General features: G+C 34.7%; 22 protein-coding genes and 1 tRNA gene. 9 read left to right on the top strand and 14 right to left on the bottom strand.

Annotated elements, in window-relative coordinates:
• Positions 1-12: 12 nt before the first annotated feature.
• A complete protein-coding gene (locus FA045_RS11700; RefSeq protein WP_136877266.1) occupies positions 13-3,105 on the top strand; it encodes a glycosyltransferase family 117 protein in 3,093 nt (1,030 codons plus the stop codon).
• A 347-nt stretch (positions 3,106-3,452) separates the two neighbouring features.
• Here the strand turns inward: FA045_RS11700 and FA045_RS11705 are convergent, their stop codons facing one another.
• The 6 genes from FA045_RS11705 to FA045_RS11725 form a co-directional block, all read right to left on the bottom strand.
• Positions 3,453-4,418 carry an acetyl-CoA carboxylase carboxyltransferase subunit alpha gene (locus FA045_RS11705; RefSeq protein WP_136877267.1) on the bottom strand — a complete coding sequence of 322 codons (966 nt, stop codon included), beginning with the start codon at positions 4,416-4,418 and terminating at the stop codon, positions 3,453-3,455.
• 398 nt (positions 4,419-4,816) lie between these two features.
• Complete coding sequence (locus tag FA045_RS11710; protein WP_205943141.1) at positions 4,817-5,680, bottom strand: SPFH domain-containing protein; 864 nt, start codon at positions 5,678-5,680, stop codon at positions 4,817-4,819.
• Positions 5,681-5,685: 5 nt separating this feature from the next.
• Positions 5,686-5,859: a hypothetical protein gene (locus FA045_RS18885; RefSeq protein ID WP_169305053.1), complete on the bottom strand. Its 174-nt coding sequence runs from the start codon at positions 5,857-5,859 to the stop codon at positions 5,686-5,688.
• A 456-nt stretch (positions 5,860-6,315) separates the two neighbouring features.
• Positions 6,316-7,893, bottom strand: a complete 1,578-nt coding sequence (locus FA045_RS11715; protein ID WP_136877268.1) for a S10 family peptidase — start codon at positions 7,891-7,893, stop codon at positions 6,316-6,318.
• Positions 7,894-7,973: 80 nt separating this feature from the next.
• Positions 7,974-9,233 carry an alkaline phosphatase family protein gene (locus FA045_RS11720; protein WP_136877269.1) on the bottom strand — a complete coding sequence of 420 codons (1,260 nt, stop codon included), beginning with the start codon at positions 9,231-9,233 and terminating at the stop codon, positions 7,974-7,976.
• Between the two features lie 4 nt (positions 9,234-9,237).
• Positions 9,238-11,145, bottom strand: coding sequence for an alpha-amylase family glycosyl hydrolase (locus tag FA045_RS11725; protein ID WP_136877270.1), 1,908 nt, complete (start codon positions 11,143-11,145; stop codon positions 9,238-9,240).
• Between the two features lie 265 nt (positions 11,146-11,410).
• On the opposite strand from FA045_RS11725, the gene FA045_RS11730 reads away from it, so the two are divergent.
• The 4 genes from FA045_RS11730 to FA045_RS11745 all read left to right on the top strand — a co-directional run bounded on the left by FA045_RS11730 (position 11,411) and on the right by FA045_RS11745 (position 15,219).
• A complete protein-coding gene (locus FA045_RS11730) occupies positions 11,411-12,565 on the top strand; it encodes a fatty acid desaturase family protein (protein WP_136877271.1) in 1,155 nt (384 codons plus the stop codon).
• 152 nt (positions 12,566-12,717) lie between these two features.
• Positions 12,718-13,350, top strand: a complete 633-nt coding sequence (locus FA045_RS11735) for a tetratricopeptide repeat protein (RefSeq protein WP_136877272.1) — start codon at positions 12,718-12,720, stop codon at positions 13,348-13,350.
• Between the two features lie 52 nt (positions 13,351-13,402).
• Positions 13,403-14,467 (top strand): sensor histidine kinase, encoded by a 1,065-nt coding sequence (locus tag FA045_RS11740; protein ID WP_136877273.1) that lies wholly within the window; start codon positions 13,403-13,405, stop codon positions 14,465-14,467.
• Positions 14,468-14,472: 5 nt separating this feature from the next.
• Complete coding sequence (locus tag FA045_RS11745; RefSeq protein WP_136877274.1) at positions 14,473-15,219, top strand: LytR/AlgR family response regulator transcription factor; 747 nt, start codon at positions 14,473-14,475, stop codon at positions 15,217-15,219.
• A 52-nt stretch (positions 15,220-15,271) separates the two neighbouring features.
• On the opposite strand, the gene FA045_RS11750 is transcribed toward FA045_RS11745, so the two are convergent.
• From FA045_RS11750 to FA045_RS11765, 4 genes are all read right to left on the bottom strand, one after another.
• Positions 15,272-15,925: a GDSL-type esterase/lipase family protein gene (locus FA045_RS11750; protein ID WP_136877275.1), complete on the bottom strand. Its 654-nt coding sequence runs from the start codon at positions 15,923-15,925 to the stop codon at positions 15,272-15,274.
• Positions 15,926-16,058: 133 nt separating this feature from the next.
• The gene (locus tag FA045_RS11755; protein ID WP_205943142.1) at positions 16,059-16,397 is read right to left on the bottom strand and encodes a GIY-YIG nuclease family protein; all 339 of its coding nucleotides are present in this window, start codon (positions 16,395-16,397) and stop codon (positions 16,059-16,061) included.
• 79 nt (positions 16,398-16,476) lie between these two features.
• Positions 16,477-16,815, bottom strand: a complete 339-nt coding sequence (locus FA045_RS11760) for a GIY-YIG nuclease family protein (protein ID WP_136877276.1) — start codon at positions 16,813-16,815, stop codon at positions 16,477-16,479.
• 20 nt (positions 16,816-16,835) lie between these two features.
• Positions 16,836-16,912 (bottom strand) — tRNA-Asn (locus FA045_RS11765).
• A gap of 587 nt (positions 16,913-17,499) precedes the next feature.
• On the opposite strand from FA045_RS11765, the gene FA045_RS11770 reads away from it, so the two are divergent.
• Positions 17,500-18,420, top strand: a complete 921-nt coding sequence (locus FA045_RS11770) for a PfkB family carbohydrate kinase (RefSeq protein ID WP_136877277.1) — start codon at positions 17,500-17,502, stop codon at positions 18,418-18,420.
• Between the two features lie 263 nt (positions 18,421-18,683).
• On the opposite strand, the gene FA045_RS11775 is transcribed toward FA045_RS11770, so the two are convergent.
• From FA045_RS11775 to murB, 4 genes are all read right to left on the bottom strand, one after another.
• Positions 18,684-18,929: a cytochrome b5 domain-containing protein gene (locus tag FA045_RS11775; RefSeq protein ID WP_136877278.1), complete on the bottom strand. Its 246-nt coding sequence runs from the start codon at positions 18,927-18,929 to the stop codon at positions 18,684-18,686.
• Positions 18,929-19,606 (bottom strand): lycopene cyclase domain-containing protein, encoded by a 678-nt coding sequence (locus tag FA045_RS11780; RefSeq protein WP_136877279.1) that lies wholly within the window; start codon positions 19,604-19,606, stop codon positions 18,929-18,931. The genes FA045_RS11775 and FA045_RS11780 overlap by 1 nt, the downstream gene beginning before the upstream one ends.
• A gap of 107 nt (positions 19,607-19,713) precedes the next feature.
• On the bottom strand, positions 19,714-20,241 hold the full coding sequence (locus tag FA045_RS11785; protein WP_136877280.1) for an RNA polymerase sigma factor: 528 nt from the start codon (positions 20,239-20,241) through the stop codon (positions 19,714-19,716).
• Positions 20,242-20,395: 154 nt separating this feature from the next.
• The gene (gene murB / locus FA045_RS11790; protein ID WP_136877281.1) at positions 20,396-21,412 is read right to left on the bottom strand and encodes a UDP-N-acetylmuramate dehydrogenase; all 1,017 of its coding nucleotides are present in this window, start codon (positions 21,410-21,412) and stop codon (positions 20,396-20,398) included.
• 397 nt (positions 21,413-21,809) lie between these two features.
• Between murB and FA045_RS11795 the strand changes: the two genes are divergently transcribed.
• The 3 genes from FA045_RS11795 to FA045_RS11805 are packed head-to-tail and all read left to right on the top strand — an operon-like array spanning position 21,810 to position 24,883.
• Positions 21,810-22,430, top strand: coding sequence for a TetR/AcrR family transcriptional regulator (locus FA045_RS11795; protein WP_136877282.1), 621 nt, complete (start codon positions 21,810-21,812; stop codon positions 22,428-22,430).
• A gap of 3 nt (positions 22,431-22,433) precedes the next feature.
• Positions 22,434-23,771 carry a TolC family protein gene (locus FA045_RS11800; protein WP_136877283.1) on the top strand — a complete coding sequence of 446 codons (1,338 nt, stop codon included), beginning with the start codon at positions 22,434-22,436 and terminating at the stop codon, positions 23,769-23,771.
• 20 nt (positions 23,772-23,791) lie between these two features.
• A complete protein-coding gene (locus FA045_RS11805) occupies positions 23,792-24,883 on the top strand; it encodes an efflux RND transporter periplasmic adaptor subunit (protein WP_136877284.1) in 1,092 nt (363 codons plus the stop codon).
• The last annotated feature ends 29 nt before the right edge of the window (positions 24,884-24,912 follow it).

Consider the following 24,912-nt stretch of genomic DNA (forward strand, 5'->3'; position numbering starts at 1 on the left):
CTCATTTGTACAATGAATTATTCTAAAATAAACAACGCAGTAGGCTGGATATGCTTTGCTATAGCCGCCATAACCTACACTTTAACTTTAGAACCTTCTGTTAGTTTTTGGGATTGCGGCGAATTTATCGCCTCTGCTTTAAAAATGCAAGTTGTACACCAACCAGGTGCTCCTTTGTTTTTAATGATTGAGCGCTTTTTCTCTTTATTCGCTTTTGGCGATAAAATGAAAATTGCTTACTTCATGAATATGGGCTCTGCTATTGCAAGTGCTGCCACCATCTTATTTCTTTTTTGGACCATAACTGCATTAGCTAAAAAGATTTTAGTAAAAGGTAACGAAACGATGAGCAAATCAACCTTAATTAGTATTATGGGTGCTGGGGCAGTTGGTGCTTTAGCTTATACTTTTTCAGATAGTTTTTGGTTTTCGGCAGTTGAGGCTGAGGTTTACGCCTTATCATCATTATTTACTGCTGTAGTTTTTTGGGCAATTTTAAAATGGGAAGCCATTGCAGACGAACCACGTGCTGATAGATGGTTATTATTTATTGCCTACATCATGGGGCTATCTATCGGTATCCACTTATTAAATTTATTGACTATACCAGCTATTGCCTTTGTATATTATTTCAAAAAAACCAAAACACCAACTACTTCTGGCATATTTAAAACCTTTGGCATTGGCGTTTTAATCTTAGCTGTGATCCAATACGGCATCATTCAGTACATCGTTAAAATAGGTGCTTATTTCGATTTATTCTTTGTAAACACTTTAGGTACAGGATTTGGAATGGGTGTGCTTTTCTTTGCTATATTATTAATAACTGCACTAGTTTGGGGCATTAGATATTCTATTCAACACCAAAAGAATATTTTAAATTTAGCATTATTATCAACTGTGTTAATCATTTTTGGCTATGCTTCATTTGCCATGATTATCATTAGAGCACAAGCTAAACCAAATTTAAATAACAGTGATCCAGACAATGCCTTTTCGTTTTTAAGTTACCTAAACCGTGAGCAATACGGAGATAGACCATTATTGATTGGACCAAATTACAACACTATTCCAAAATATACTGATGAAGGTTACCCTGTAGTTGACACTGGTGGTAAAATTTACAGAAAGGGAGCCGAAAAATATGAAGTTGCAGGTGTTAAAACAGAACAAGTTTATGGCGTAACAGAAAGATTTCCTGATAGTTTAAAGCGTTTGCAAAAAACTTCATTATTTCCGAGAATGTACAGTGATGATGAGCGACACGCCAATTACTATAAAGATTTTATGGGTTTATCTGACCAAGATGTGCCAAATGTTTTTGATAACGTAGGTTTCTTTGCCAGATATCAAGTGGGCTTTATGTACTTGCGTTATTTTGGTTGGAATTTTATTGGTCGCCAAAATGAAGACCAAGGACAAGGTAGTATTTATGAAGGAAGAGCGCTAAGTGGCATAAAACCAATTGATGCTTTATCATTAGGAGATCAAAGCAACTTACCTCCTTCTATAACTGAAAGTAATTCGTACAACCGTTTATTCGCTTTACCGTTTATATTAGGGCTTTTAGGTGCTTTATGGCATTTTCAAAGAAACCCTAAAGATGGTGGTATTATTGGACTTCTCTTCTTTTGTACTGGTATAGCTATTGTACTTTACCTTAACCAAAAACCAATGGAACCTAGAGAGCGAGATTATGCTTACGTAGGTTCATTTTATGCCTTTGCCATTTGGATTGGGCTCGGGGTGCTCGCCATTAAAGAATGGGTATTTAAAAAATTAACGCCACAAACCGCAGCAATTGGCGCAACAGTTATCGCAATGGGTATGGCGCCAGTTATTATGGCTAGTCAAGGCTGGGATGATCATGACCGTTCTGATAAAATGGTAGCACATGACATAGCAGTAAGCTACATGGAATCTTGCGCACCAAATGCTATTTTATTTACCTATGGTGATAATGATACCTATCCGCTTTGGTACATACAAGAAGTAGAGGGTGTTAGACCAGATATTAGATTAGTAAATTTAAGCTTATTTGATACCGATTGGTATATCAATGGTATGCGACGTAAAGTTCATGAATCTGAGCCTTTGCCAATTACCATGAAAGAGTCTCAATACGTTTCTGGTGTTAGAGATTACATGAGATTTACTGATGCCAACATTCAAGGCAACGTAGAGCTTAAAGAAGTTGTAGATTATTTATTGCAGGGCGATAATGATTTACCAACTAAAAACTTAAAATTAACGGTTAATCCGCAAGATGTAATTAACACAGGCACATTACCTGCAAGCAAAGCTGATATGATTACACCTGCCTTAGAATGGAGATTTAATAAACCTTACATTACCAAAGGCACATTAGCTATGTTTGATATTTTAGCGCACAACAATTGGAAAAGACCCGTTTATTTCTGTAGTACAGTACCATCAGAGCAATTTAATGGCTTAGATAAATATTTGTATAGCGAAGGGCTAGCTTTACGCTTATTACCTTTAAAAACTGAGAGCTTATCGAACGATGGGGAAACTCCTATAAATTTGGAGCCAATGTATAACCACATTATGAATAAATTTAAGTGGGGAAATATTAAAAATGCTTCTTATTTAGATGCTCAATCGGTTGATGATGTTTCTATTTTCAGCAATATGTTTAATAATTTAATTTCTGGCCTAATTAAAGAAGGTAGAATTGAAGATGCCAAAAAAGTATTCAAGAAATATGATGAGGTAATGCCAACTAAAATTTACAGCCTTCGTATGATGATGGGTGTAGCTACTAGGGCACAAAACCTTTATATTTTAGGTGAAACTCAAAAAGCAAATGATTTACTAAAGACATCTGCTGCCTACATACAAAAGGAATTAAGCTATTTAGCAGATTTAACCAAAAGCAAGGGTGAGATTGTTGGCGGACAAAACGCTCAACTAGGTTTAAACTGGTCGTTATTACCAATGGCACAAGTTGCTTCACAATATAAACAACCCGCATTAGCACAACAGTTAATTGCGCAGTATGAGGCTTTAGATGGGAGGTTTGACAATCTGTTTAGTCGCTCTAGACAACAACAGATGCAAGAGCAAATGGGTGGAGGAGAATAATTCTTAGCCAATTAAAGAATTGTAGAGCTTCCTAAATTAGGAAGCTCTTTTTGTTTAACCACATAGGCACATAGAACAAGAAGCGCCAACGGAGTGGTCGTCACCCTGAATTTATTTTAGGGTCTTCTATGCAAAAATGATGCTGACCTATATCGAAGCGGAAAGCTACGGGGTAAAATAAATTCAGATGACGATGAGTGGTGTCAGCATTCATCTTATCGGCTGGTGTCTCACCTGCCGAAAAAACACATTCGTTAAACTCTGATGATGCATCTTAATAAAAACATAACCCACAAAAAAACTCCCGACTAAGAGCCGAGAGTTTCAATAGTATTTTTATTTTAGCATTAACCTTCTACCACAACACCCATCGCACAGAATTTATCAATTCTACTCGCAATAAGTTTATCTGTATGTTGTTTGCCTAATTCTTTTAAGTCATTAATAATTTGATCTTTTAAAGTAGCCCCCATTAATTCAGGGTTTTGATGTGCACCACCTAATGGTTCTTTAACAATACCATCAATTAATCCATTGGCTAACATATTATCTGATGTTAATTTCAAACATTCGGCTGCTTTTTCTTTAAAATCCCAACTTCTCCATAAAATAGATGAACATGATTCAGGAGAGATTACCGAATACCAAGTATGCTCTAGCATGTAAACCTTGTCTCCAATACCAATACCTAAAGCACCTCCAGAAGCACCCTCTCCTACTACAAAGCACAAGATTGGTACTCTTAAAACAGACATTTCTAACAAATTACGAGCAATTGCCTCACCTTGTCCACGTTCTTCTGCTTCTAAACCTGGGTAAGCACCCATGGTATCAATAAAAGAGATTACTGGCTTGTTAAACTTTTCGGCAAGTTTCATTAAGCGCAAAGCTTTACGATAACCCTCAGGATTTGCCATTCCGAAATTACGGTACTGGCGCTCTTTAGTATTTTTACCTTTTTGGTGACCGATAATCATTACCGTTTGACCATTAATTGTAGCAAAACCACCAACAATTGCCTTATCATCACCAACTGTTCTATCGCCATGCATTTCGATGAAATCATCGCAAATCATATTGATATAATCTAAAGTTTGCGGTCTTTCTGCGTGACGAGACATTTGAACTTTTTGCCAGCCTGTTAAGTTGGTATATAAGTTCTTACTGGTTGCAGCTACTTTTTCGTCTAATTCTGCTAAGGTTGCAGACATGTCTACTTTAGTTTTGTCGGCAACTTGCTTTACCTTGTCAATTTGCTGAATTAAATCAGCCAAAGGTTTTTCGAAATCGAATGATGTTTTAATCTGTTCCATAAGCGGACTGCAAAAATAAGTAATTATTCTAAATGATTACATAGATTTAAAAGAATACTCAGAATATCTAATTACCAACCAAACTTTAAATATTAAGAAATCAAGAAATTTAAGTCTTCATTACCTTATTTTCTTAATGCTAATTTAAAACATGATGGTCTGTGTTTAACACCATCATTGCATTAATTTTTATGGTTAACGTATAATAAAATAAATTGCAGCTATAGAAAATACAACAATGTTAATCCAGATAAAGATAAATTCAATTTTATTGGCATTGGTTAAACGATCTTGAGCTGCAATAAGCAATTTTTTATCTCTTGAGTATTTCCAGTAATATAAAAATGCAGATGCAACACAAAGGAATACAGCTATAAAGTCTATTTCTTCATTTTTTATCACTTTATCGGCATCATCAAATTCATACCACCACCCGCTTGTGTAGTTGGCAATTTACCATCCCATTTTTTAATCCACTCTTGCTGTATCAACATCGGTGTTAATGATGCTTGTCTTAAACGGTTTGCTTCAGCTTCAGATTTTGCTCTTACCAATAATGCTTGTGCCTCGCCTGTGGCAGTTGCAACTTTAACTTTAGCTTCTGCATCGGCTTGTTTAGCTTGGTTTTCTGCCTTTAATCTGGCTTGTATCGATGCGTTTTTTTCATCAATCATTTGGCGCAAACTTTCTGGTGGGGTAATTGCAGATGTTAATTGATCGTAAACAAAACCATCCTTACTTAAATTTTTGGTTAAAATAGTTTGTATTCTGTCTTCAAAAGTTTCTCTATTACTCATTACCGAATCAGAACTAAAAGAGTTGGCCACAATACGGTAAGCATCGTAAATGGTATTACGCATAAATTGTTGTTCAATTTCTGCCAAAGGTTTACGGTATTGCCTGTAAATTTGTGGCACCATTGTAGGGTTTACATGGTAATTTAACTTCGGATCTACCTTAAACTCGGCAGCATCTTTAGTAGTAACCACAAAAGGATCATAATCTACAGATTGTGTGTAAGTAGGAAATTCTACAATTTTGGTTGTCCAACTGTTGTACCAAACTCTACCCGTAACAATGGTAATGTTATCAACCCCTCTATCAGATCCGTATAAATTAATTTTAATACCAACATTACCAGCATCAATATTTTCGTAGGTAAAAGGCTGTATGGCATAAATAATAATCAGCACAACAAATGCAATTAATCCTTTAATCAGTTTTTTTATCAAAGATTTTTTCTGTGTTTCTTGAAATTCCATGAGCGTTAAAGTTTTTTAAATAATGATCTAATAGGGCCAAATACCAAAGCGAGTCCTAAAATAATTTCGGCAATACCAATGGCTACATATACATTGCTAGGTTCACTTAAGTTGTTAACTCCTAATGTAATAATCGCGAAAGCTGCAATTACCCTAATTAGAATAATGATTTGTTTCATTGTTACGTTAATCTACATCCGAAAGATAGAAATTTAGCATGAATTATCAAATTGAGGTTTTTGATTTTGAAAAGCAAGAGCAGTTTTTCATTTGAAATTTTAGTCCTGCTATACGCTGTATCTTTTGTTGCTTCCTTCGACAAGCTCAGGATGACAGCACAAAAGGATGCCGCTCCTATCAGGTATAGATTTACACAAGCTTTTGCTACTATGAGGGGTTTAATTGCACCAGACTAAGTTATCTAGCCCTGATTGACGCGGAAGTATCCCGATTTTTTCATCGGGAATTGCAGCAAAAGCAGGAGCAAACTTTAACCATAGCAAAACATTTGCGCTACAAAAAAAGCGACTAGAAAATTCTAATCGCTTACGTATTTTTTGAGGTGTGTCTTTTTAAACTTTGACAAACTACTTTTTGCAGTTGCCAATTAAGTTTGTCAAAGTATATTTAGCTTTCTAAAACTTTGCTGGCACACCTGCTTTTGGTAGCGATTTTTCAATAAATGCTCTGATGTGATCGTTGCCCAGTTTCAAATCTGGTTTGCGTAAATACATCATGTGCCCGCTTTCGTAACCTTCCCAGCTCATTCTATCTTGCAATTTACCGCTCGGATCCATTTGCCACATGTTGTATTTTGCATTAAAATAATCGCAAGCGCCATCATAATAACCAGACTGTACCAAAACATGTAAATATGGGTTCTGCGCCATAGCAGCTCTTAAATTTTCGCCACTATTGTCGCCAGTTCTGTCCCATGGGTTAACCGGACCAAACATGTTGTATTTTAAATCGGTTTTGTAGTTTAAGGCGTTGCGCAAGTACATGTTTATGGCTGGTGTAAATGAGTGTAACCATGAGGTTAGCTCTGCATTATAATCTGGACTACTGCCTGATGCAGATTTATCAATCCCTTTATATCTACTGTCTAATCTACCAACGGTAAAACCTTTATCTCTCAATAATTCTTTCCAAAAAAGATTTGTAGAAACATCTAAGTTATTTTGTAAAATTACTTTTTCTGAAATACCTGAATATTTAGCCATTTTAGCGGCAATTTTCTGTTTTTCTGCCATTGGCAAAAAGCCACCTTTTGCTATAGCAGGGATCAATTCATCAACTGTAAATTTCTCTACTTCTGGCAACATATCGGTTAGTTTTTTGCTTTGCAAATCTGATGGCAACATTTTGTGGTACCATGCGGTTGCAGCAAAATATGGCAAACGTAAAGCGGCATCCATTACGGTTCCTCTTTCAATACCTAATTCTGTAGGCGATACCAAAACTACGCCGTTCAGATACATCCAGTGGTTACTTTGCAACTCTAAAGCTAAGCCTGACACTCGTGTAGTACCGTAACTTTCACCAATTAAATATTTTGGAGATGCCCAACGATTGTTGCGAGTTACAAAAGTATTGATCCACTCGGCTAAATACTTAATATCTGCACGCACACCAAAAAATTTGCTGGTTGGCACATCCTTACTAGTGGCACGAGAATATCCTGTATTTACAGGGTCGATGTAAACGATATCCGCTACATCTAAAATCGAAGTAGTGTTGTCTTTGTAACCATAAGGCTGTATTGGATAACCTTCATCATCTATGTTTAAAACAACAGGACCAGTATAAGCAATATGCATCCAAACTGAGGCAGAACCTGGGCCGCCGTTAAAAGAAATAACCAATGGCCGGCTTTCTTTGTTACTTATATCTGTTCTTTCATAATACGAGTAAAACAAACCTGCAATTGGCTTTCCATCTTCATCCCACACTGGCAAAGTACCTGTTGTTGCTTTGTAAGGAACAGCTTTACCGTTAATATTCACACTGTGGTTGGTAATAACCGAACTTTCTGGAACAATAGTTCTAGATGCGATATTGGTATTTATTTTTGTTTCTTCTTTGGCAGCTGTTGCTGGAGCTGCTGCAGTTCGTTGATTATTTTGGCTTTGACCACTTTGTGAGCGTTGCTGTGCAAATGTGATGTTGATTAAACCTAAAATAATTAATGTTGAGGTAAATATTTTCTTCATTTCGGATATTTCTGTTTGGTTGGCTAAATATCTTAAATGAAAATGGCTTACCATCAACCAAACTAAAATGTTACGCTACGTTAATCTTTCAAAACTCGCTTCACCACCTTTTCCTTACCATCAATTTGATGCGTAAAATTTAAGCCTAAAATTTTCGCTATTAGCGGATAGACATTTACATTTTCAAATGCTGGTATTTTTAATCCTGATTTGAAGTTTGGACCCCAAGCGTAAAAAATAGCATGCATATCTTTAATAGATGGATCAAAACCATGCTGACCAGCATCTGGCTGATTGTTATTGATATTAAAAACCTTTGGCAATTGCGGGATTAAAATGATGTCTCCAACCCTGTTGTAAGTATCATTCTTTTTGTTGTAATGCCAAGCTTTAGGTATATTTTTACTTAAGTAAACTTTGTAATCTTTTGCTTCGGCTTTTAAAGCTTTGTAAGTGGGCTTTAAATCTTTTGGATCTTTGGCATATACATTTAATAGTGCGTTTCCTGGGGGTACGATAAATTTATTTAAATCAATCGCCTTTGGCAGTGGAATGGTATTTTCTCTATCAACTATTGTCATCCCATGATCTGATAAAACAATGAAATTAATGGGTAATTTACTGTTATCGGCTACTGCTACCAATTTACCAATGGCATCATCTAAAATTTGTACAGCAGCTTCCGTTTCCTTAGAATCGGGATTGTTTGCGTGAGCGGCTTTATCAACCTGTGGAAAATAAAGCGCAATAAAATGAGGCCGTTTTTCTACTGGCAAATTCAGCCAATCTTTAACCACATTTATTCTTCTTTCTAAAGGGATAATTTCACTGTAGTTAAATAAATAAGTTGGCTTAATGCCGTTCATTGATATTTCTGAACCAGGCCAATAAAATATGGCACTTAACATTTTTTGCTCTTCGGCCATTACCCATAATGGTTTACCACCGTACCATGAACTATCAATCGCCATTTTCCGATCTGCCCTTCTGAAGGTTACGTTGCGAGCCTTATCGTAAAATATATTATTTACCACACCATGATGAGATGGATACAAGCCAGTTACAATGCTGTAATGATTAGGAAAAGTTAAAGATGGAAATGAAGGTTTTAAATAATCGGCTTTCACTCCCATTTTTCTTAACCTAATTAGGTTTTTAGCATTAAATTTATCTTCCAAATCCCATCTAAAACCATCTAACGAGATTAAAATTACATACGGTTTTTGTTGCTGTTCTACACCATTAAATTTATTTGCAATAATATGTTGAATAGTATCTTGAGCTTTTAAATTTAAAGATATAACAAAGGAAATTACCGCAAGTAATACAATTTTTCGCATAAGCCTAGTTTAGCGCCTGCTTACTATAAATATGATATTCTCCGGGTGCAAGCGTGGCAGCAAAAGTAGCACTTCCTAAATTAATATTTGCACCACCTGTTGCATTAATCCACGTACCAGCTGAGCCAAAATCTATGTTTGCAGTTTGATTGATTACATCGAAATTACCCACCACAATTACCGTATTACTGCCACTGGTAAGTTTAATGTGCTTTATTGCTCCAGTTGTACTGTAGGTGTAAGTCGGACTAGAAAAAATCGGATTGTTCTTTTTTAGCTTGATGAATTTCGAATAAGCATCATACAAAGCCTTGCGTTTCGCATCAGTATAATAATCCCATTTAATAGGTTTATCGCCCGTTCTTCCATTAAAATTAATGCTATAATCATAACCAACTTCGCCGAATTGCCAAATCATTTTAGGACCAGGGATGGCGAACATAAAAGCCGCTGCCATTTCATTTCTTTTTAAAGCAGTTGCTAAATCTTTTACATTATATCCGCCAAAAGCGTTACCAAAGTTGATGTTCTTATACGTTAACCTTTCCTCATCATGACTTTCGATATAAGCTATCAGATTTTCTGATTTGGCGAAATTATGCTTGTTAAAAAATCCCCATGAAAAATCAGAATCAGAAAGCCAGCCCATGGTAGCCTCATTCATGTTGTGGTTAATGTTAGCCCAAAACATCATACCATCTTCTGCTAAAACTTTCTCTTCACTGGCATCAGCAAAGTGTTCTAAAATCACATAAAAATTAGGGTCTATAGTTTTGATGAAGTTGTTATAATCTCTCCAAATGGCAACTCTGGTCGCGTCGTATGCTGCAAAAGGACCATCACCTGTGGTAAAGTTTTGCGTAAAACCTTTTGATAAATCGAACCTAAAACCATCTATTTTGTATTGTTGCATCCAATGTTTTATGGCTGCTTTTACAAAGTATTTAGTTGCGGCACTTTCGTGATTAAAATCGAAACCTACATTGTAAGGGTGTTTTGCATCTACATTATACCAAGGACTATTAGATGCTGGTTTATTCCCATCCCAATACAATTGCACCATAGGCGATTGACCAAAAGAATGGTTAAAAACCATATCCATAATAACTGCTATCCCTTTTCCATGGCACTCATCAATAAAGTTTTGTAAAGCATTTTTAGTTCCGTAATATTTATCTGGGGCGAAATAATACGAGATGTTATATCCCCAACTCAAATTTCCTTCAAATTCTGTAACAGGCATTAATTCGATGGCATTAATTCCTAAGCTTATTAAATAATCTAATTTTTGTAAGGTAGATGCGTAAGTATGTTCTGTCGTAAAATCGCGGATGAGCAATTCGTAAATCACCAAATTATCTTTAGCTGGTCTTGTGAAAGTATTGTTTTTCCAAGTATAAATAGTTTGGTTTGCCTGCATTACGCTAACATTACCCGTGGTTTTACCAGTCGGATATGCTTTTAAATTCGGATAAACAGCAGCCGTAATGTAACTATCGTTGTCAGGATCTAAAACTTTTTCGCAGTAAGGATCTGCAATTTTTAAAGCATCATTTACTAAAAATTGATAGGCATATTCGGTATTTGCATTTAAATTATCGATTTGAACCCACCATGTATTTCCATCTGGAGCTAATTTCATTTGGTAAGCTGGCATAGATTGCCAATTGTTAAAATCACCCAATAAATAAACTGAGGTTTTTGAAGGCGCAAATAGTGTTACTATTGCAGAAGTTCCTCCATTAATAAAAGTTACGCCATCTTTGGCAGCGGCAGGCAATGGATAGGTTGACACTGTTGGTGTAGTTGGAGGAACTGGAGTTGGCTCTTCTTTCGGGAACGTTCCCGATTTTTTACAAGAAAAAAATGCAAGCAATGTGATGATAACAAAAAAATAGGATAGCTTTTTCATGTTGGAAATATATTTGGTTTTCAAAAATACTCAATATTAGGTATTTAGAGAAAATAAATTTTGACTATTTTTTTTTATAATTGATTATATTAAAACCTAATGCTAATAATAATGTTCTTCAAGTAATCCCACACATCTGCACGGCTTTATTTTGCGTAAATACTGTTGTTATGAAATTAATATGACAATTGTTGTATTTACAAGTTTTATTAACCTACTTTAGCTAATAATAATAAAACCGCCCTCTGCATCCTTTAAATAATATATGTCAAAAAAAGTTAAGTTTACCAACATCAACAAATCTACATTTTACGCAACCTTACGCAAACGTGTTGATGGATATTTTGAAGAAAATGAATTAAGCGTACACGCCAATGGCGCAATGTGGTTTAAAGTAATTTTCTTTTTAGGCACTTTTATAGCGCTTTACATAGGCATACTACTTGGCGATTTAAATATTTATGTAAAACTGAGCATGGCCATATTCTTGGGCGTATTTGGTGCATTTGTTGGCTTTAACATTTGTCATGATGCTATACACAAAGCATTTTCAGCCAACCAAACTGTAAATAAAACATTTAGCTTTTTATTTAGCTTAATTGGAGCAAGCGCCTATGTTTGGAGCATTTGCCACAACATTGTACACCATACCTACACCAACATTTCGGGGCACGATGAAGATATTGATGTTGCACCGGGTTTAATTAGGTTCTCTGAAGATGAACCAGTAAACAAAATACAACGCTATCAACATATTTATGCATTTGGATTATATAGTTTAGCTATGTTATCGTGGGTTTTCAGAAAAGATTATAAAAAGTTTTTTCAAACTAAAATTGGATCACAAGTTGCTAATCACCCTAAAATTGAATATTTCAATCTTTTCTTTTTTAAATTTCTCTACTATTTTCTGTTTATCATTTTACCATTAATAGTACTTGATATTACTTGGTGGCAGTTTATAATTGGCTTTTTAGCAATGCAATTTGCACAAGGATTGGTATTAGGCTTGGTGTTTCAATTGGCACATGTGGTAGAAGGAACTAGTTTTCCAGAATTGAATGATGAAGGAAACATTGAAGAAGCTTGGGCAGCCCATCAAATGATGACAACGGCAAATTTTGCAGTAAATAGCAAAGTAGCAGCTTTTTTATGTGGCGGTTTAAATCGTCAGGTAGAGCATCACTTATTTCCGAAAGTTTGTCATATCCATTATCCCGCAATCGGTAAAATAGTTAAGGAAACGGCATTAGAATTTAATTTACCATACATAGAAAGCCCTACATTTTTTAGTGCTTTGGCATCTCATTATCGGATGTTGCGCAAGTTAGGTAAAGAGGCTTATTTAGAAAAAAACACTAATGTTTCTGTAGCGCCATGTTTACTTACAAGTATTAAAGTTCCCCAAACTTCTGCTTAAAAACATCAAGTTTATTTAAATAAAAAATATCAAACTCCATTTTTTACCATTCATCTTAATTTTTATACCACTCATCTTTAATTTGTTTTAAAGCTAGGGCCATGTTTGCAAATTTGATTATTCAATTAAACAAACAACCTAAATTTAAACAGATGAAAACATTAACATTAATCGCAGCCTTATTACTTTCAGCAACTTTTGCAAACGCACAATCAGATATTTTTACTACTGAAATGCAGAAAGGAATTAACCTACTTGATAACATGAAAACTGAAACAACACATCAGTTAGCGGTATCACATTTCGAGAAAATAGCAGCAAATTCCGTAAAATGGGAGGCTCAATATTATGCAGCTTACAGTAATTTAATGTTAGGCTTAAATGGTAAAAAAGATCCAGAAAGTAAAGACGAGTTATTCAACAAAGCTTTCAAATACATTAACAAAGCCGATTCATTAAATGCCAACAACAGCGAAATATCTACGCTAAAAGGTTACATATTATTTATGCAAATGTCTATTTATCCGCAGCAGAGAGCGATGAACTTAATTCCTCAGTCTACCGCTTTATTTGATAAAGCAATTGCTCTGGATGCAGAAAATCCTCGCCCATATTTACTAAAAGGAATTAGCCTTTTTTACGTCCCAGGTATGTTTGGAGGAGACAAGGATAAAGCAAAGGAATTGCTTACAACAGCAAAATCTAAATTCGAAAAATATACTACTAAAAGTTTACAGCTTAATTGGGGCAAAACAAAAGCTGATGAATTGCTAAAACAATTTTAAATCAGCATTGCTGAAAAATAAATTTTGGTAAATTGAGCTCAGATTAATTAGCATGAAAGCAGAAAAATTATCCTTTAAAGAAGGCGGACTATTGCGAACCAATATAAAATACGGGATTATAGGAATTGTTGTTGGTGTAGTTTTAAGTTCTTTTTTTAGCTTAGTTAATCCTAGCGGCTTTCAACTTAAAAATGCTTTACTTAATATACTTTTCAGCTTTTTTATTACCATTAGTATTGCGAATATTGTAGCGCTAACTCAAAAATATTTTAATACCGCCAAAATTGGTTTTTGGAAGTTTGTATTGCTCTATTACCTCTGCAACTTAATTGGACTTTTTATAGGTATTGAATTATCTTACTTGATTGTTTCTCTCCTATTCGATTTTAAATACAGCCTTTACAACCACATCAACGATTATAAATTTTCTACTTTTATTGCATTGGTAATAGGAACACTGATTTTACTTTATCACTTTCAGCGTGTAAATGCCGAAACTATTTTAAAAGCCAAGGAAATGGATTTGGTAAGGTTAAATCAATTAAAAACCGAGGCAGAATTGCAAGCATTGCAGGCTAAAATTAATCCTCATTTTTTATATAATGCACTAAACTCTATCATCAGTTTAATACACGAAGATGCCAACAAGGCCGAAGATATGACTTTGAAGCTTTCGAAACTTTTTAGGTATAGCATTAACACATTAGAAGAAAATTTTTCGAGCATTAATGAGGAATTAGAAATTTTAAACGCCTATTTAGCTATAGAAAAAGTAAGATTTGGCAATAGAATTGAATTTAAAATTGAGGTTGAAGATAATTTATTGAGCCATCAAATTCCTAGATTTTTATTGCAACCTTTAGTAGAAAATGCACTTAAGCATGGATTGAAAGATAGTATACAAAACGGAATATTGAGAGTTGCTATTACGCAAAATGATGATCAAATTGAGATTTACATTCATGATAACGGCCATCCTTTTCCTAAAGAACTTAACGCGGGTTATGGCTTAAAAAGTACTTACGATAAGTTAGAACTCCTGTACAAAGGCAACTATAACTTAGCGCTTAATAATAGTCCTGAGAAACACATTAAAATATCAATTCAAAAAATCTAATCACCATGTGGAAAACAATTATAATAGATGATGAACAATTAGCGAGGCAACGAATAAAACGCTTGCTAAAAGAATATGATGAAGTTGATATTGTTGCAGAGGCAGAAAATGGCCAAGAGGGCTTAACAATAATTGAGCAGCTTAAGCCAGATTTAATTTTTTTAGATATCGAAATGCCAATTTTAAATGGTTTTGAGATGCTTGCTAAGTTAAATCACCAACCAAAAGTTGTATTTACCACAGCCTATGACCAATATGCCATTAAAGCTTTTGAAGAAGGTTCGATTGATTATTTGTTAAAACCTATTGAGCTTGATCGCCTTGATAAAACTATAAAAAAGCTAAAGCAAACTAATTTAACTACAACAAATCAAGTACCTTTAGAAGAACTGATCCGACAAATTAACGGCAAAAAATCTATCAAAACCTTGACGGTAAAAATAGGCGAAAAGATTTTATTAATTAAACTGAGTGATATTGTACACATACAAGCAGAAGATAAATATGTTTTTTTACACACAGTGGATGGCAAAAAACACTTAACAGACTTTACTTTATCAACCCTAGAAGATAAACTCCCAGAAGAATTTTTAAGAATTCACCGAGGCGATATTATCAATACAGATTACATCAAAGAAATTAGAAAGGGATTTAACGGTGCATTGATATTTGTGCTCAATAACACTTCTGAGAGCAGAGTTACATCAAGCCGTTCTAATAGCGAGGCGTTAAGGATTAGGTTTGATATTTAGCGAAGTTTTTGATCATTCTAACAAAAAATTATTAAGAATAATCAAAACACATCTACTTCAAATAAGGCTCCATAATTTTTTGCCAAATTGCATAGCCTTTTGCATTCATGTGTAAATTGTCCGAAAGAAAGATATCTTTCATAATTGTACCATCCGCATTAAACATAGCATTATAGGTATTGATAAATGTAGTACGTTTAATTGTGCTTAGCATATCTTTAATCTTAGCATTAGCTTCAATCATCATGGGTAAATATTTTTCTCTTGAAGGACTTGGCTTAATTGAAATGTAGGCAATAGGAACCTTCGGGTATTTAAATCTGATGGTATCAATTAATTTTTTAGCTCTTGCAACCACCATATCAGGCGTGGTTCCTTCCGCCATGAAATCGTTTTCACCACAATAAATAACAACCTGTTTTGGATGGTATGGATAAACGATATCGCCAACATAATTAATTACGTTTAGTAAAGATGAACCGCCGAAACCTCGGTTAACAATGGTATGTTTTGGAAAGTAATTTTGTACATCTTTCCAATTGGTAAATGTAGAACTTCCAATTAATAAAACTGCATTTTTTGGAGGAAACGCTAAGCTATCTTGTTTTTTAAACTGCTGAATATCATTATAAAAAGGAGCTTGCGTTTGAGCTTGTGCAGCGGAAAATAAAAATAAGAATAGGGCTAATAATTTAATTGTCTTCATATAAATTTAAAGGTATCAAAAAACCTTTAAAAACAAGAAAGCCTTACCGGACATGGTAAGGCTTGTTCTTGCATTGGCTCGCTCTGCTGGGCTTCCCGAAAAGTCGGGATGATACTCCCCAGAGACCCTCTGATTAATCCCGCACGTGCGTGACACTAACCAGCTGAGCCAGAATCCCAGTAAATTGACCACCCTCAATTAGCTTTTCTATCAATTTTCTACTTTTTTGTTTTTTAACAAACTTTTCTATTTTTAGTGCGTCCGCCTCTACATGCCCACAGGCATAAACTACCCGTAATATCCAAGGACGATGTTTTGAAGTATAGGTTGTCATTAAGCTGTTGTTATGCTCATGCAGCCGCCTTTGGGGATCATTTGTGTAACCCACATAATATTTATCAGAAGATTTAGAATAAAGAATATACAGATAGAACATAAAAACCTCTAGAAACAAGAAAGCCTTACCGGACATGGTAAGGCTTGTTCTTGCATTGGCTCCCTCTGCTGGGCTTCCCGAAAAGTCGGGATGATACTCCCCAGCGACCCTCTGATTAATCCCGCACGTGCGGGACTCTAACCAGCTGAGCCAGAATCCCAGTAAATTGACCACCCTCAATTAGCTTTTCTATCAATTTTCTACTTTTTTGTTTTTTAACAAACTTTTCTATTTTTAGTGCGTCCGCCTCTACATGCCCACAGGCATAAACTACTCGTAATATCCAAGGACGATGTTTTGAAGTATAGGTTGTCATTAAGCTGTTGTTATGCTCATGCAGCCGCCTTTGGGGATCATTTGTGTAACCCACGTAATATTTATCAGAAGATTTAGAATAAAGAATATACAGGTAAAACATAAAATGCTTTAAAAACAAGAAAGCCTTACCGGACATGGTAAGGCTTGTTCTTGCATTGGCTCCCTCTGCTGGGCTCGAACCAGCGACCCTCTGATTAACAGTCAGATGCTCTAACCAGCTGAGCTAAGAAGGAGTGTTTATATTTTCAATTTTTTTAGTCAAAATCCTTTGACAGTTATCTTTCCAGCCGACCCTCTGATTAATCCCGTAGCTACGGGACTCTAACCAGCTGAGCTAAGAAGGAGTGTTTATATTTTCAATTTTTTTAGTCAAAATCCTTTGACAGTTATCTTTCCAGCCGACCTTCTGATTAATCCTGTAGCTACGGGACTCTAACCAGCTGAGCTAAGAAGGAGTGTTTATATTTTCAATTTTTTTAGTCAAAATCCTTTGACAGTTATCTTTCCAGCAGACCCTCTGATTAATCCCGTACCTACGGGACTCTAACCAGCTGAGCTAAGAAGGAGTGTTTATATTTTCAATTTTTTTAGTCAAAATCCTTTGACAGTTATCTTTCCAGCAACCCTCTGTTTAATCCCGTACCTACGGGACTCTAACCAGCTGAGCTAAGAAGGAGTACTGGTTATTCCGAAAACGCCTTTAGATGATATGTTTTAAACATAAACCCTTGTTCGTTTTGGGAATGCAATATTAGGGCTTTTAAATTATTTATGCAATATTTGTAGCAAAATATTTTAAAAAAAATTCAACTTATTTCATATGAGCCTGATAATCATAGGTACTGTAGCATTCGATGCTATCGAAACTCCCTTCGGAAAAACCGATAAAATAGTAGGTGGAGCCGCAACTTACGCTAGTTTAGCTGCATCTTACTTCTATAATCACACAAAAATTGTGGCAGTTGTTGGCGATGATTTCGGAAAAGACAACATCGCTTTGCTAGAAAAACATGGTGTAGACACCGAAGGTTTACAAATTAAAGAAGGCGAAAAATCATTTTTTTGGAGCGGAAAATACCACAACGACATGAATAGTCGCGATACTTTGGTTACAGAATTAAATGTATTAGAGCATTTCGACCCAATTATACCAGAAAGCTACCAAGATTGTGAATATTTAATGCTGGGCAACCTTACCCCTCAAATTCAGCGTACGGTTATTGAGCGACTTAAAAACCGCCCAAAATTAATCGTTTTAGATACCATGAATTTTTGGATGGACATTATGATGGATGATTTATTAGAAACCATCAAATTAGTAGATGTTTTAACCATCAACGATTCTGAAGCTCGCCAATTATCTGGAGAATACTCTTTAGTTAAAGCGGCTAAAAAAATCTTAACCATGGGCCCAAAATATTTAATCATTAAAAAAGGCGAGCACGGTGCGTTATTGTTCCACGAAGATAAAATTTTCTCTGCCCCTGCCCTTCCATTAGCCGATGTTTTTGATCCAACTGGCGCTGGTGACACGTTTGCAGGTGGTTTTATTGGTTACTTGGCCCAAGTTGGCACAGTTAACTTTAACAACATGAAAAACGCTTTAATTTACGGCTCGGCTTTGGCATCGTTCTGCGTAGAAAAATTTGGCACCGAACGTTTGTTAGAATTAGATAAAGAAGCGATTGCCGCTCGTTTACAACAATTTGTAAGTTTAAGCAGTTTCGAGATTAAGCAATAATAATTTAGAAGCGCAATTGTAGTGCTACTATATTAAGATAGTCCCGTTTTCCGCTGTACCTACGGTGCCGCTGCAACCGGGGCTATTTTTGTTACACCTTTGCAAGTAACAAACACAGCATAGTGCAAATGGTTAGATCATCAACAGCAGACTTATAAATTATAAATTTGTGTTCTGTGTACCACAGACCATGGCTTGGTCATGCGCTATAAAAAATCATTTTAAATTTTTATAGACTAGCTATCAACTATATGTCTATGTGGTTAACTTATAGCTCCCTGCAAAACACCAACTTTTTCAAACTTCTCAAAAACAGTTTCCGTGTGTGGTGCATCAGCGAGTTCATCCGTTAAATCTTGCCCAGCCCAATGCTCGTAGTGTTTACCATTTTTCCAAAGCCTACTTTCACTTACATCATAAATAAAACCTTTAAGCGCTACCCAAATTTGTGGTTTATCTTGCCCATTTCGTAAAGCTAGCTGTTGTTTGGTGTAAACTGGCAATTCCATTATTTGGCAAATTTTCGGTTTAGCACTTCCATAAAATAAACCCCAAGTAACAAAGTTCCCATCATCAAAAAATAATTTTCGAATGGGATATTTGCTAAACTAAAATCTAAAGTTTCCTTAGCATCATAGGTTATAATCGGGAAGTTACAAATTACGCCATAACAAACAAAAAATGGAATTAATGCAAAAGTATAACCCCTATAGAATTTATACATAAATCTAATAGTATTGATGTATTCTACGCCAATCAACAACATCATCAAAAATGCAAATGTAATTAGCGGGTACCATTTGGTATAAGCAAAAAACAACATGGCTATGCAAATACCCATCATAGCATGACTTACCGCTAGCGCATATTTCTGTAAATCGTTTTTTGGAAATCTCGCATTTAAGAATTTATAAATTCCTAATCCAGCAAAGCTGAAAGTAAGTAAGAATAAATACGCTTCTAATGGCAACCCTCTATAATCAGCACCAATAATGTAGGCTGGATTAAAATTCCAAGTTTTTACGCCAGTTAAAAAAACTGCAACTTCAGAAAACACCAGCATCACCAATAGAGATGAAATTAGCATTGCTTTTAAATTGCTCAGAACCTTTGCTTTTCGATCTAAAGCTAATAATAAGGGTACAACGAATAAAAATAAATCGAGATATAAAAAAGTGTTATTCATTTATTTAAAATTTGTCAAAAGTATGGTTTTGATGGCGCAAATCAACAACAAAAAAACCCCTCGAAAAAATCGAAGGGTTTACATAGATATATGTTGAGTATTGAATTTTAAGACTCGGTAGATGTAAGGTCTTTAGCGTATGTTCTTAAATATTTTTTCAAAATACCACGTGCAACATGAATACGGGTTTTAACTGTTCCTATCGGGATATTTAGTTCTTCAGCAATTTCGTGATATTTAAAACCTTCGAAATATTTGATAAAAGGCACATAATATTCTGGTTGCAAAGTAGCTAAGGCTTTATGAATATCTCCCATTACAAACTTACTTTCTACTTCATTTCTGGTAGCAGAATAATGTAAATTAGCTGATGATATGTCTTCGCTTTGCGTAATTAGCGTATTTGTTTTAACCATACGGCGATAATTATTGATAAACGTATTACGCATAATGGTAAATAACCAACCTTTTAAGTTTGTACCTTCTTTAAACTTGCTGTAATAAGTAACCGCTTTAAGCATGGTATCTTGTACCAAATCATTAGCATCTTCAACATCTTTAGTAAAATTTAAAGCGAATGACTGTAATGAGCCAGAATAATCATGCAATTGGTGGTTAAATTGAAGCTGTGTCATAATTTTTAGTTTAAGTTTTAAAAAGGAACAGCGCTATTAATGGTTCAAGCAAAAGTTCGTTTATTTGTTACAACACATACAACTATGATACCAAAAAGTAAATTGAATTTTATTTAAAAGAAAAATCTTAGCTTATTAAGCAAAAAAGGCATTGTTACAAAATGTTTACCTCGCGATCGAGCTTTACGCCAAATTTGGCACGCACTGTATTAATTATCTGTTCTGAAAAATTATACACTTCGTGTCCACTAGCGTTGCCATGGTTAACCAAAACCAAAGCTTGATTTTTCCAAGTGCCAGTTTGCCCAACAACAATACCTTTAAAACCACATTGCTCAATTAACCATCCTGCAGCAAGTTTAACCTCGTTTTCTCCAACTGGATAATTAACCACTGATGGAAAGTTAGCTAACAATTCTTTAAAATCGCTTTGCGAGATAATTGGGTTTTTAAAGAAACTACCAGCGTTGCCAATTGTTTTAGGATCTGGTAATTTACTTACCCTAATTGCCGAAACTACATTAGAAACATCAGCAATTGTAGGGCTTTCAATCCCTCTTTCATCCAGCTCTGCTGTAATTACACCATAATGTGTTTTTAGATTTGCCTTTTTGCTGAGGTGAAAAGTAACACTTGTGATAACATACTTTCCTTTTAGCTCATTTTTAAAAACGCTATCTCGGTAACCAAACTTACAATCTTGATAATTGAAGGTTTTTATTGTACCGCTTGATATTTGAAAAGCTGTACAAGAAGTAAATACATCTTTGAGCTCTACACCATAGGCACCGATGTTTTGAATAGGCGATGCACCCACTGTACCGGGTATTAGCGAAAGATTTTCCATCCCTGCAAAACCCTTATCTACGCAATAATTAACCAAATCATTCCAAACTACACCTCCACCAGCCGTTAAAGAAACATCATCGCCTTGCGTAGTATATTTTATACCTTGAATGCCAACCTTTAAAACTAAGCCATCAAAATTTTGTGTAAATAACATATTACTGCCACCACCCAGCACCAATAATTTTTGTGTTTTAGTAAGTTCGTTACTAAAAATTTCTACTAAATCATTTTCACTTTTAGCTTCAACAAAATACTTTGCTTTAGCTTCTACACCAAATGTGTTGTAAGGTTTTAAGGAGATGTTTTCTTGTAAAATTGGCATGGTTAAATATAAAGCACAAATGTATAAAATGTAATATTTAAAAATCGGTTATCTCATTTTTATATTGCCTTCTGTAAACGATGTGTAAATTTATATCCGTATTAAAATTAAACTCACCTATTTAAATACGCCATTCACCGATTAAATCTGTTTTAACATCATAATAAAGCTTCTTTTTGTATCATGGAAATACAGCAAACACCAGAACTCAGCATTGCCGAAGAAATAAAAATTTTGATAAGGAAACTTTGGAATTAAAAATAGTTTCCATAGTTTTACGCTTCTAAATTTATACGCATGAAATTATATAATGAAGAAGCAACAGTTAGCGAAGAAATTAAGATTTTAATTAAAAAAATTTGGAACTAGTTGTATGCAATTTAACTAAGGAGCAAAATTGGAAGTAAAAGAATATATTGTTGAGGAGGCGGATAAACTTTTTTGCCAATATGGCTTTAAAAGTGTAACCATGGATGATATTGCCAAACACTTAGGCATGTCTAAAAAAACAATTTATCAGCATTTTAGCGATAAAGATGAACTGGTTAACATTTTAATAAACGAAAAGCTAAATAGCCAAGAATGCACAATGGATTTTTGTGCAAAAAATGCTGAAAATGCTGTTCAAGAAATATTTTTTGTAATTGTAAATATCCATGAAATGTTATCGAGCATGAATGCGATACTTTTTTACGATTTGCAAAAACACCACCCAAAAGCATGGCTAACCTTTAAAGAATTTAGGGAGCAGAACTTAGGAAAATGCATTATGGTAAATTTAGAGCGTGGCCTTAGCGAGGGTTTGTACAGGGAAGAGCTAAACACGGAAATCATTACGCAAATGAGACTAGATCAAATAGATTTGATATTTAACCAACATGGCCAATACAATATGAATAAATTTAATTTGGCGCAGGTAATGTCTGAAATAACCGAGCATTTTTTATATGGTGTTTGCAACCAAAATGGTTTGGCATTAATTGCAAAATATAAACAACAACAAATAACGCAACCCTAATATATGAAACATAAACTTTACCTATTCCTTTTTGGATTGACTTTGGCTTTACCAGGCTTTGCTCAGCAAAAAGACACCACAGCGAATTTTAGTCTGCAAGAGGCTATTACTTATGCACAAACTCATCAGGTTAATATTTTAAATGCAAAAATTGATGAACAAATTGCAATAAACACGGTTAAAAAAACCATTGGCATTGGTTTGCCACAAGTTAGTGCAAATGCCAGTTTTCAAGATTTCTTAAAAGTACCTACAAGTTTACTTCCTGGAGATTTTTTTGGTCAACCTGGTACTTTTGTACCTGTAAAATTTGGCGTTAAATACAATTCAGCAATTGGATTAGAAGCTAGCCAATTGTTATTTGACGGAAGTTATTTGGTTGGCTTAAAAGCATCGAGAACTTTTAAAGAACTATCAGTAAAAAATACAGGAAGAACTAAAATTGAAACTACAGTTGCTGTAACAAAAGCTTATTATTCTGTTTTGGTTAGCAATGAGCAATTGGCGCTAATTGATGCCAATTTAGAACGCCTAAAAAAATCATTAAGCGATACCGAACAGCTATTTAAAAATGGTTTTGTAGAAAAAATTGATGTAGACAGATTGAGCGTTTTAAATAACAATTTACTTACCGAACGCGAAAATGTAATTAGACTTTTAGCACTAAATGTTAACCTCTTGAAATTTCAAATGGGAATGACAGTGGGTAGCACATTAACTTTAAAAGATAAAATAAGCGATGTAAAAATAGACCAAGCTCAGGTATTAGCTGATGGACAGGTTTACAACAAACGAATTGAATACTCGCTTTTACAAACCCAAAAGAAACTAAACGAATTAGATGTAAAACGCTATAAAAGTTTGTTCTTACCAAGCTTAGCGGCTTTCGGTAGCACTTCTGCAAACTTTCAAAATGACAACTTTAGAAACTTATACGATAACCGTTTCCCTACTACAGTTGTTGGATTAAGACTATCAGTGCCCATTATTTCTGGCGGACAAAAACTATATGATCTTCGCAATGCGAAATTAGAATCGCTTAAAACAGATAATAATTTAGTAAACCTAGAAAATGTAATTAACCTTGAAGTTTCTCAAGCACAAACTACTTATTTAAACGGACAAAAATCTTTAGAAAACCAACAAAGAAATATGGATTTGGCTAAAGAAGTTTTAAGAGTTACTAAAATTAAGTACGACCAAGGTGTTGGTTCTAGTTTAGAAGTAACTACCGCCGAAACTTCACTTAAAGAAGCTCAAAACAATTACATAAATGCTTTATATGATATGCTGATTAACAAAGTAAATCTAGATCAAGCTTTAGGAAATATCAATTACTAACCTCACAAAAACAACATATAATGAAAAGAATTTTATTCATCATGGCCATTGCATTTTTAGCAGCATGTGGCAACAAAAAAGATCCGAAAGCAGAATTAGCAGATCTTAAAAAACAACGTACCGAATTAGATGCGAAAATATTAAAATTAGAAGAAACATTAGGTGCAAGTGATACAACTAAAGCAGTTGCAAAAGATGTTGATGTGATGGATGTGGCAGAAAGCAACTTTAAAAACTACTTGGAAGTGCAAGGCAAAATTGATGCAGAAGAGAATATTTTGGTTACTTCTGAAGCTCAAGGCGTTGTTACAGCCGTATATGCAAAAATTGGTCAGAATGTAAGAAAAGGCCAGGTTTTAGCGCAAATAGATGACAAAGTCTTAAGACAGAACATTGCTGAGTTGCAAACACAATTAACCTTAGCTACAAGTTTGTATAACAGACAAAAAAACCTTTGGGATCAGAAAATTGGAACCGAAGTACAATTCATCAGTGCTAAAACACAAAAAGAAGCTGCAGAAAATAGAATTGCAACTTTACGTTCTCAAATTGCGATGTACAAAATCAAATCGCCTATTAACGGAACAATTGATGCAATGGATCTTAAAGTAGGTGATGCTGTAATGCCAGGTTTATCGAGCATTAGGGTTATTAACGCTAGCAATTTAAAAGCGAAAGCACAAGTTGCCGAAACTTATGCAGGTAGAGTTAACCAAGGTGACCAAGTAAATGTAGTTTTCCCTGATGTACCAGATAGTTTGATGACTAAAATTAATTTCGCTTCAAAAACTATCGATCCAGCTTCAAGAAGTTTCGAAGTACAGATCAATTTACCATCAAACAAAAAATATCGTCCGAATATGTTAGCGGTATTAAAAATTGTTGATTACCAAAATCCAAAAGCTTTAGTTATCCCTATTTCAGCTGTACAAAAATCAGAAAGTGGAGAGTTTGTGTATGTAGCAGTAAATGGTATTGCTAAAAAAACAGATATCAAAACTGGCAAATCTTACGAAGGTAAAGTAGAAGTTTTATCGGGATTAAAAGTTGGTGATAAATTAATTACCGCAGGTGCACAGAATTTAAACGCAGATGATGCTGTTAAATTCTAAAAATATAACCATTTATACACACGCTTAAT

Source organism: Pedobacter cryotolerans (genome assembly GCF_005116475.1).
Taxonomy (GTDB): Bacteria; Bacteroidota; Bacteroidia; order Sphingobacteriales; family Sphingobacteriaceae; genus Pedobacter; species Pedobacter cryotolerans.

Excerpts from the sequence above, each read along its gene's own strand:
- FA045_RS11700 (WP_136877266.1), top strand. The coding sequence starts at position 13 with ATGAATTATTCTAAAATAAACAACGCAGTAGGCTGGATATGCTTTGCT.
- FA045_RS11705 (WP_136877267.1), bottom strand. The coding sequence starts at position 4,418 with ATGGAACAGATTAAAACATCATTCGATTTCGAAAAACCTTTGGCTGAT.
- FA045_RS11710 (WP_205943141.1), bottom strand. The coding sequence starts at position 5,680 with ATGGAATTTCAAGAAACACAGAAAAAATCTTTGATAAAAAAACTGATT.
- FA045_RS18885 (WP_169305053.1), bottom strand. The coding sequence starts at position 5,859 with ATGAAACAAATCATTATTCTAATTAGGGTAATTGCAGCTTTCGCGATT.
- FA045_RS11715 (WP_136877268.1), bottom strand. The coding sequence starts at position 7,893 with ATGAAGAAAATATTTACCTCAACATTAATTATTTTAGGTTTAATCAAC.
- FA045_RS11720 (WP_136877269.1), bottom strand. The coding sequence starts at position 9,233 with ATGCGAAAAATTGTATTACTTGCGGTAATTTCCTTTGTTATATCTTTA.
- FA045_RS11725 (WP_136877270.1), bottom strand. The coding sequence starts at position 11,145 with ATGAAAAAGCTATCCTATTTTTTTGTTATCATCACATTGCTTGCATTT.
- FA045_RS11730 (WP_136877271.1), top strand. The coding sequence starts at position 11,411 with ATGTCAAAAAAAGTTAAGTTTACCAACATCAACAAATCTACATTTTAC.
- FA045_RS11735 (WP_136877272.1), top strand. The coding sequence starts at position 12,718 with ATGAAAACATTAACATTAATCGCAGCCTTATTACTTTCAGCAACTTTT.
- FA045_RS11740 (WP_136877273.1), top strand. The coding sequence starts at position 13,403 with ATGAAAGCAGAAAAATTATCCTTTAAAGAAGGCGGACTATTGCGAACC.
- FA045_RS11745 (WP_136877274.1), top strand. The coding sequence starts at position 14,473 with ATGTGGAAAACAATTATAATAGATGATGAACAATTAGCGAGGCAACGA.
- FA045_RS11750 (WP_136877275.1), bottom strand. The coding sequence starts at position 15,925 with ATGAAGACAATTAAATTATTAGCCCTATTCTTATTTTTATTTTCCGCT.
- FA045_RS11755 (WP_205943142.1), bottom strand. The coding sequence starts at position 16,397 with ATGTCCGGTAAGGCTTTCTTGTTTCTAGAGGTTTTTATGTTCTATCTG.
- FA045_RS11760 (WP_136877276.1), bottom strand. The coding sequence starts at position 16,815 with ATGTCCGGTAAGGCTTTCTTGTTTTTAAAGCATTTTATGTTTTACCTG.
- FA045_RS11770 (WP_136877277.1), top strand. The coding sequence starts at position 17,500 with ATGAGCCTGATAATCATAGGTACTGTAGCATTCGATGCTATCGAAACT.
- FA045_RS11775 (WP_136877278.1), bottom strand. The coding sequence starts at position 18,929 with ATGGAATTGCCAGTTTACACCAAACAACAGCTAGCTTTACGAAATGGG.
- FA045_RS11780 (WP_136877279.1), bottom strand. The coding sequence starts at position 19,606 with ATGAATAACACTTTTTTATATCTCGATTTATTTTTATTCGTTGTACCC.
- FA045_RS11785 (WP_136877280.1), bottom strand. The coding sequence starts at position 20,241 with ATGACACAGCTTCAATTTAACCACCAATTGCATGATTATTCTGGCTCA.
- murB (WP_136877281.1), bottom strand. The coding sequence starts at position 21,412 with ATGCCAATTTTACAAGAAAACATCTCCTTAAAACCTTACAACACATTT.
- FA045_RS11800 (WP_136877283.1), top strand. The coding sequence starts at position 22,434 with ATGAAACATAAACTTTACCTATTCCTTTTTGGATTGACTTTGGCTTTA.
- FA045_RS11805 (WP_136877284.1), top strand. The coding sequence starts at position 23,792 with ATGAAAAGAATTTTATTCATCATGGCCATTGCATTTTTAGCAGCATGT.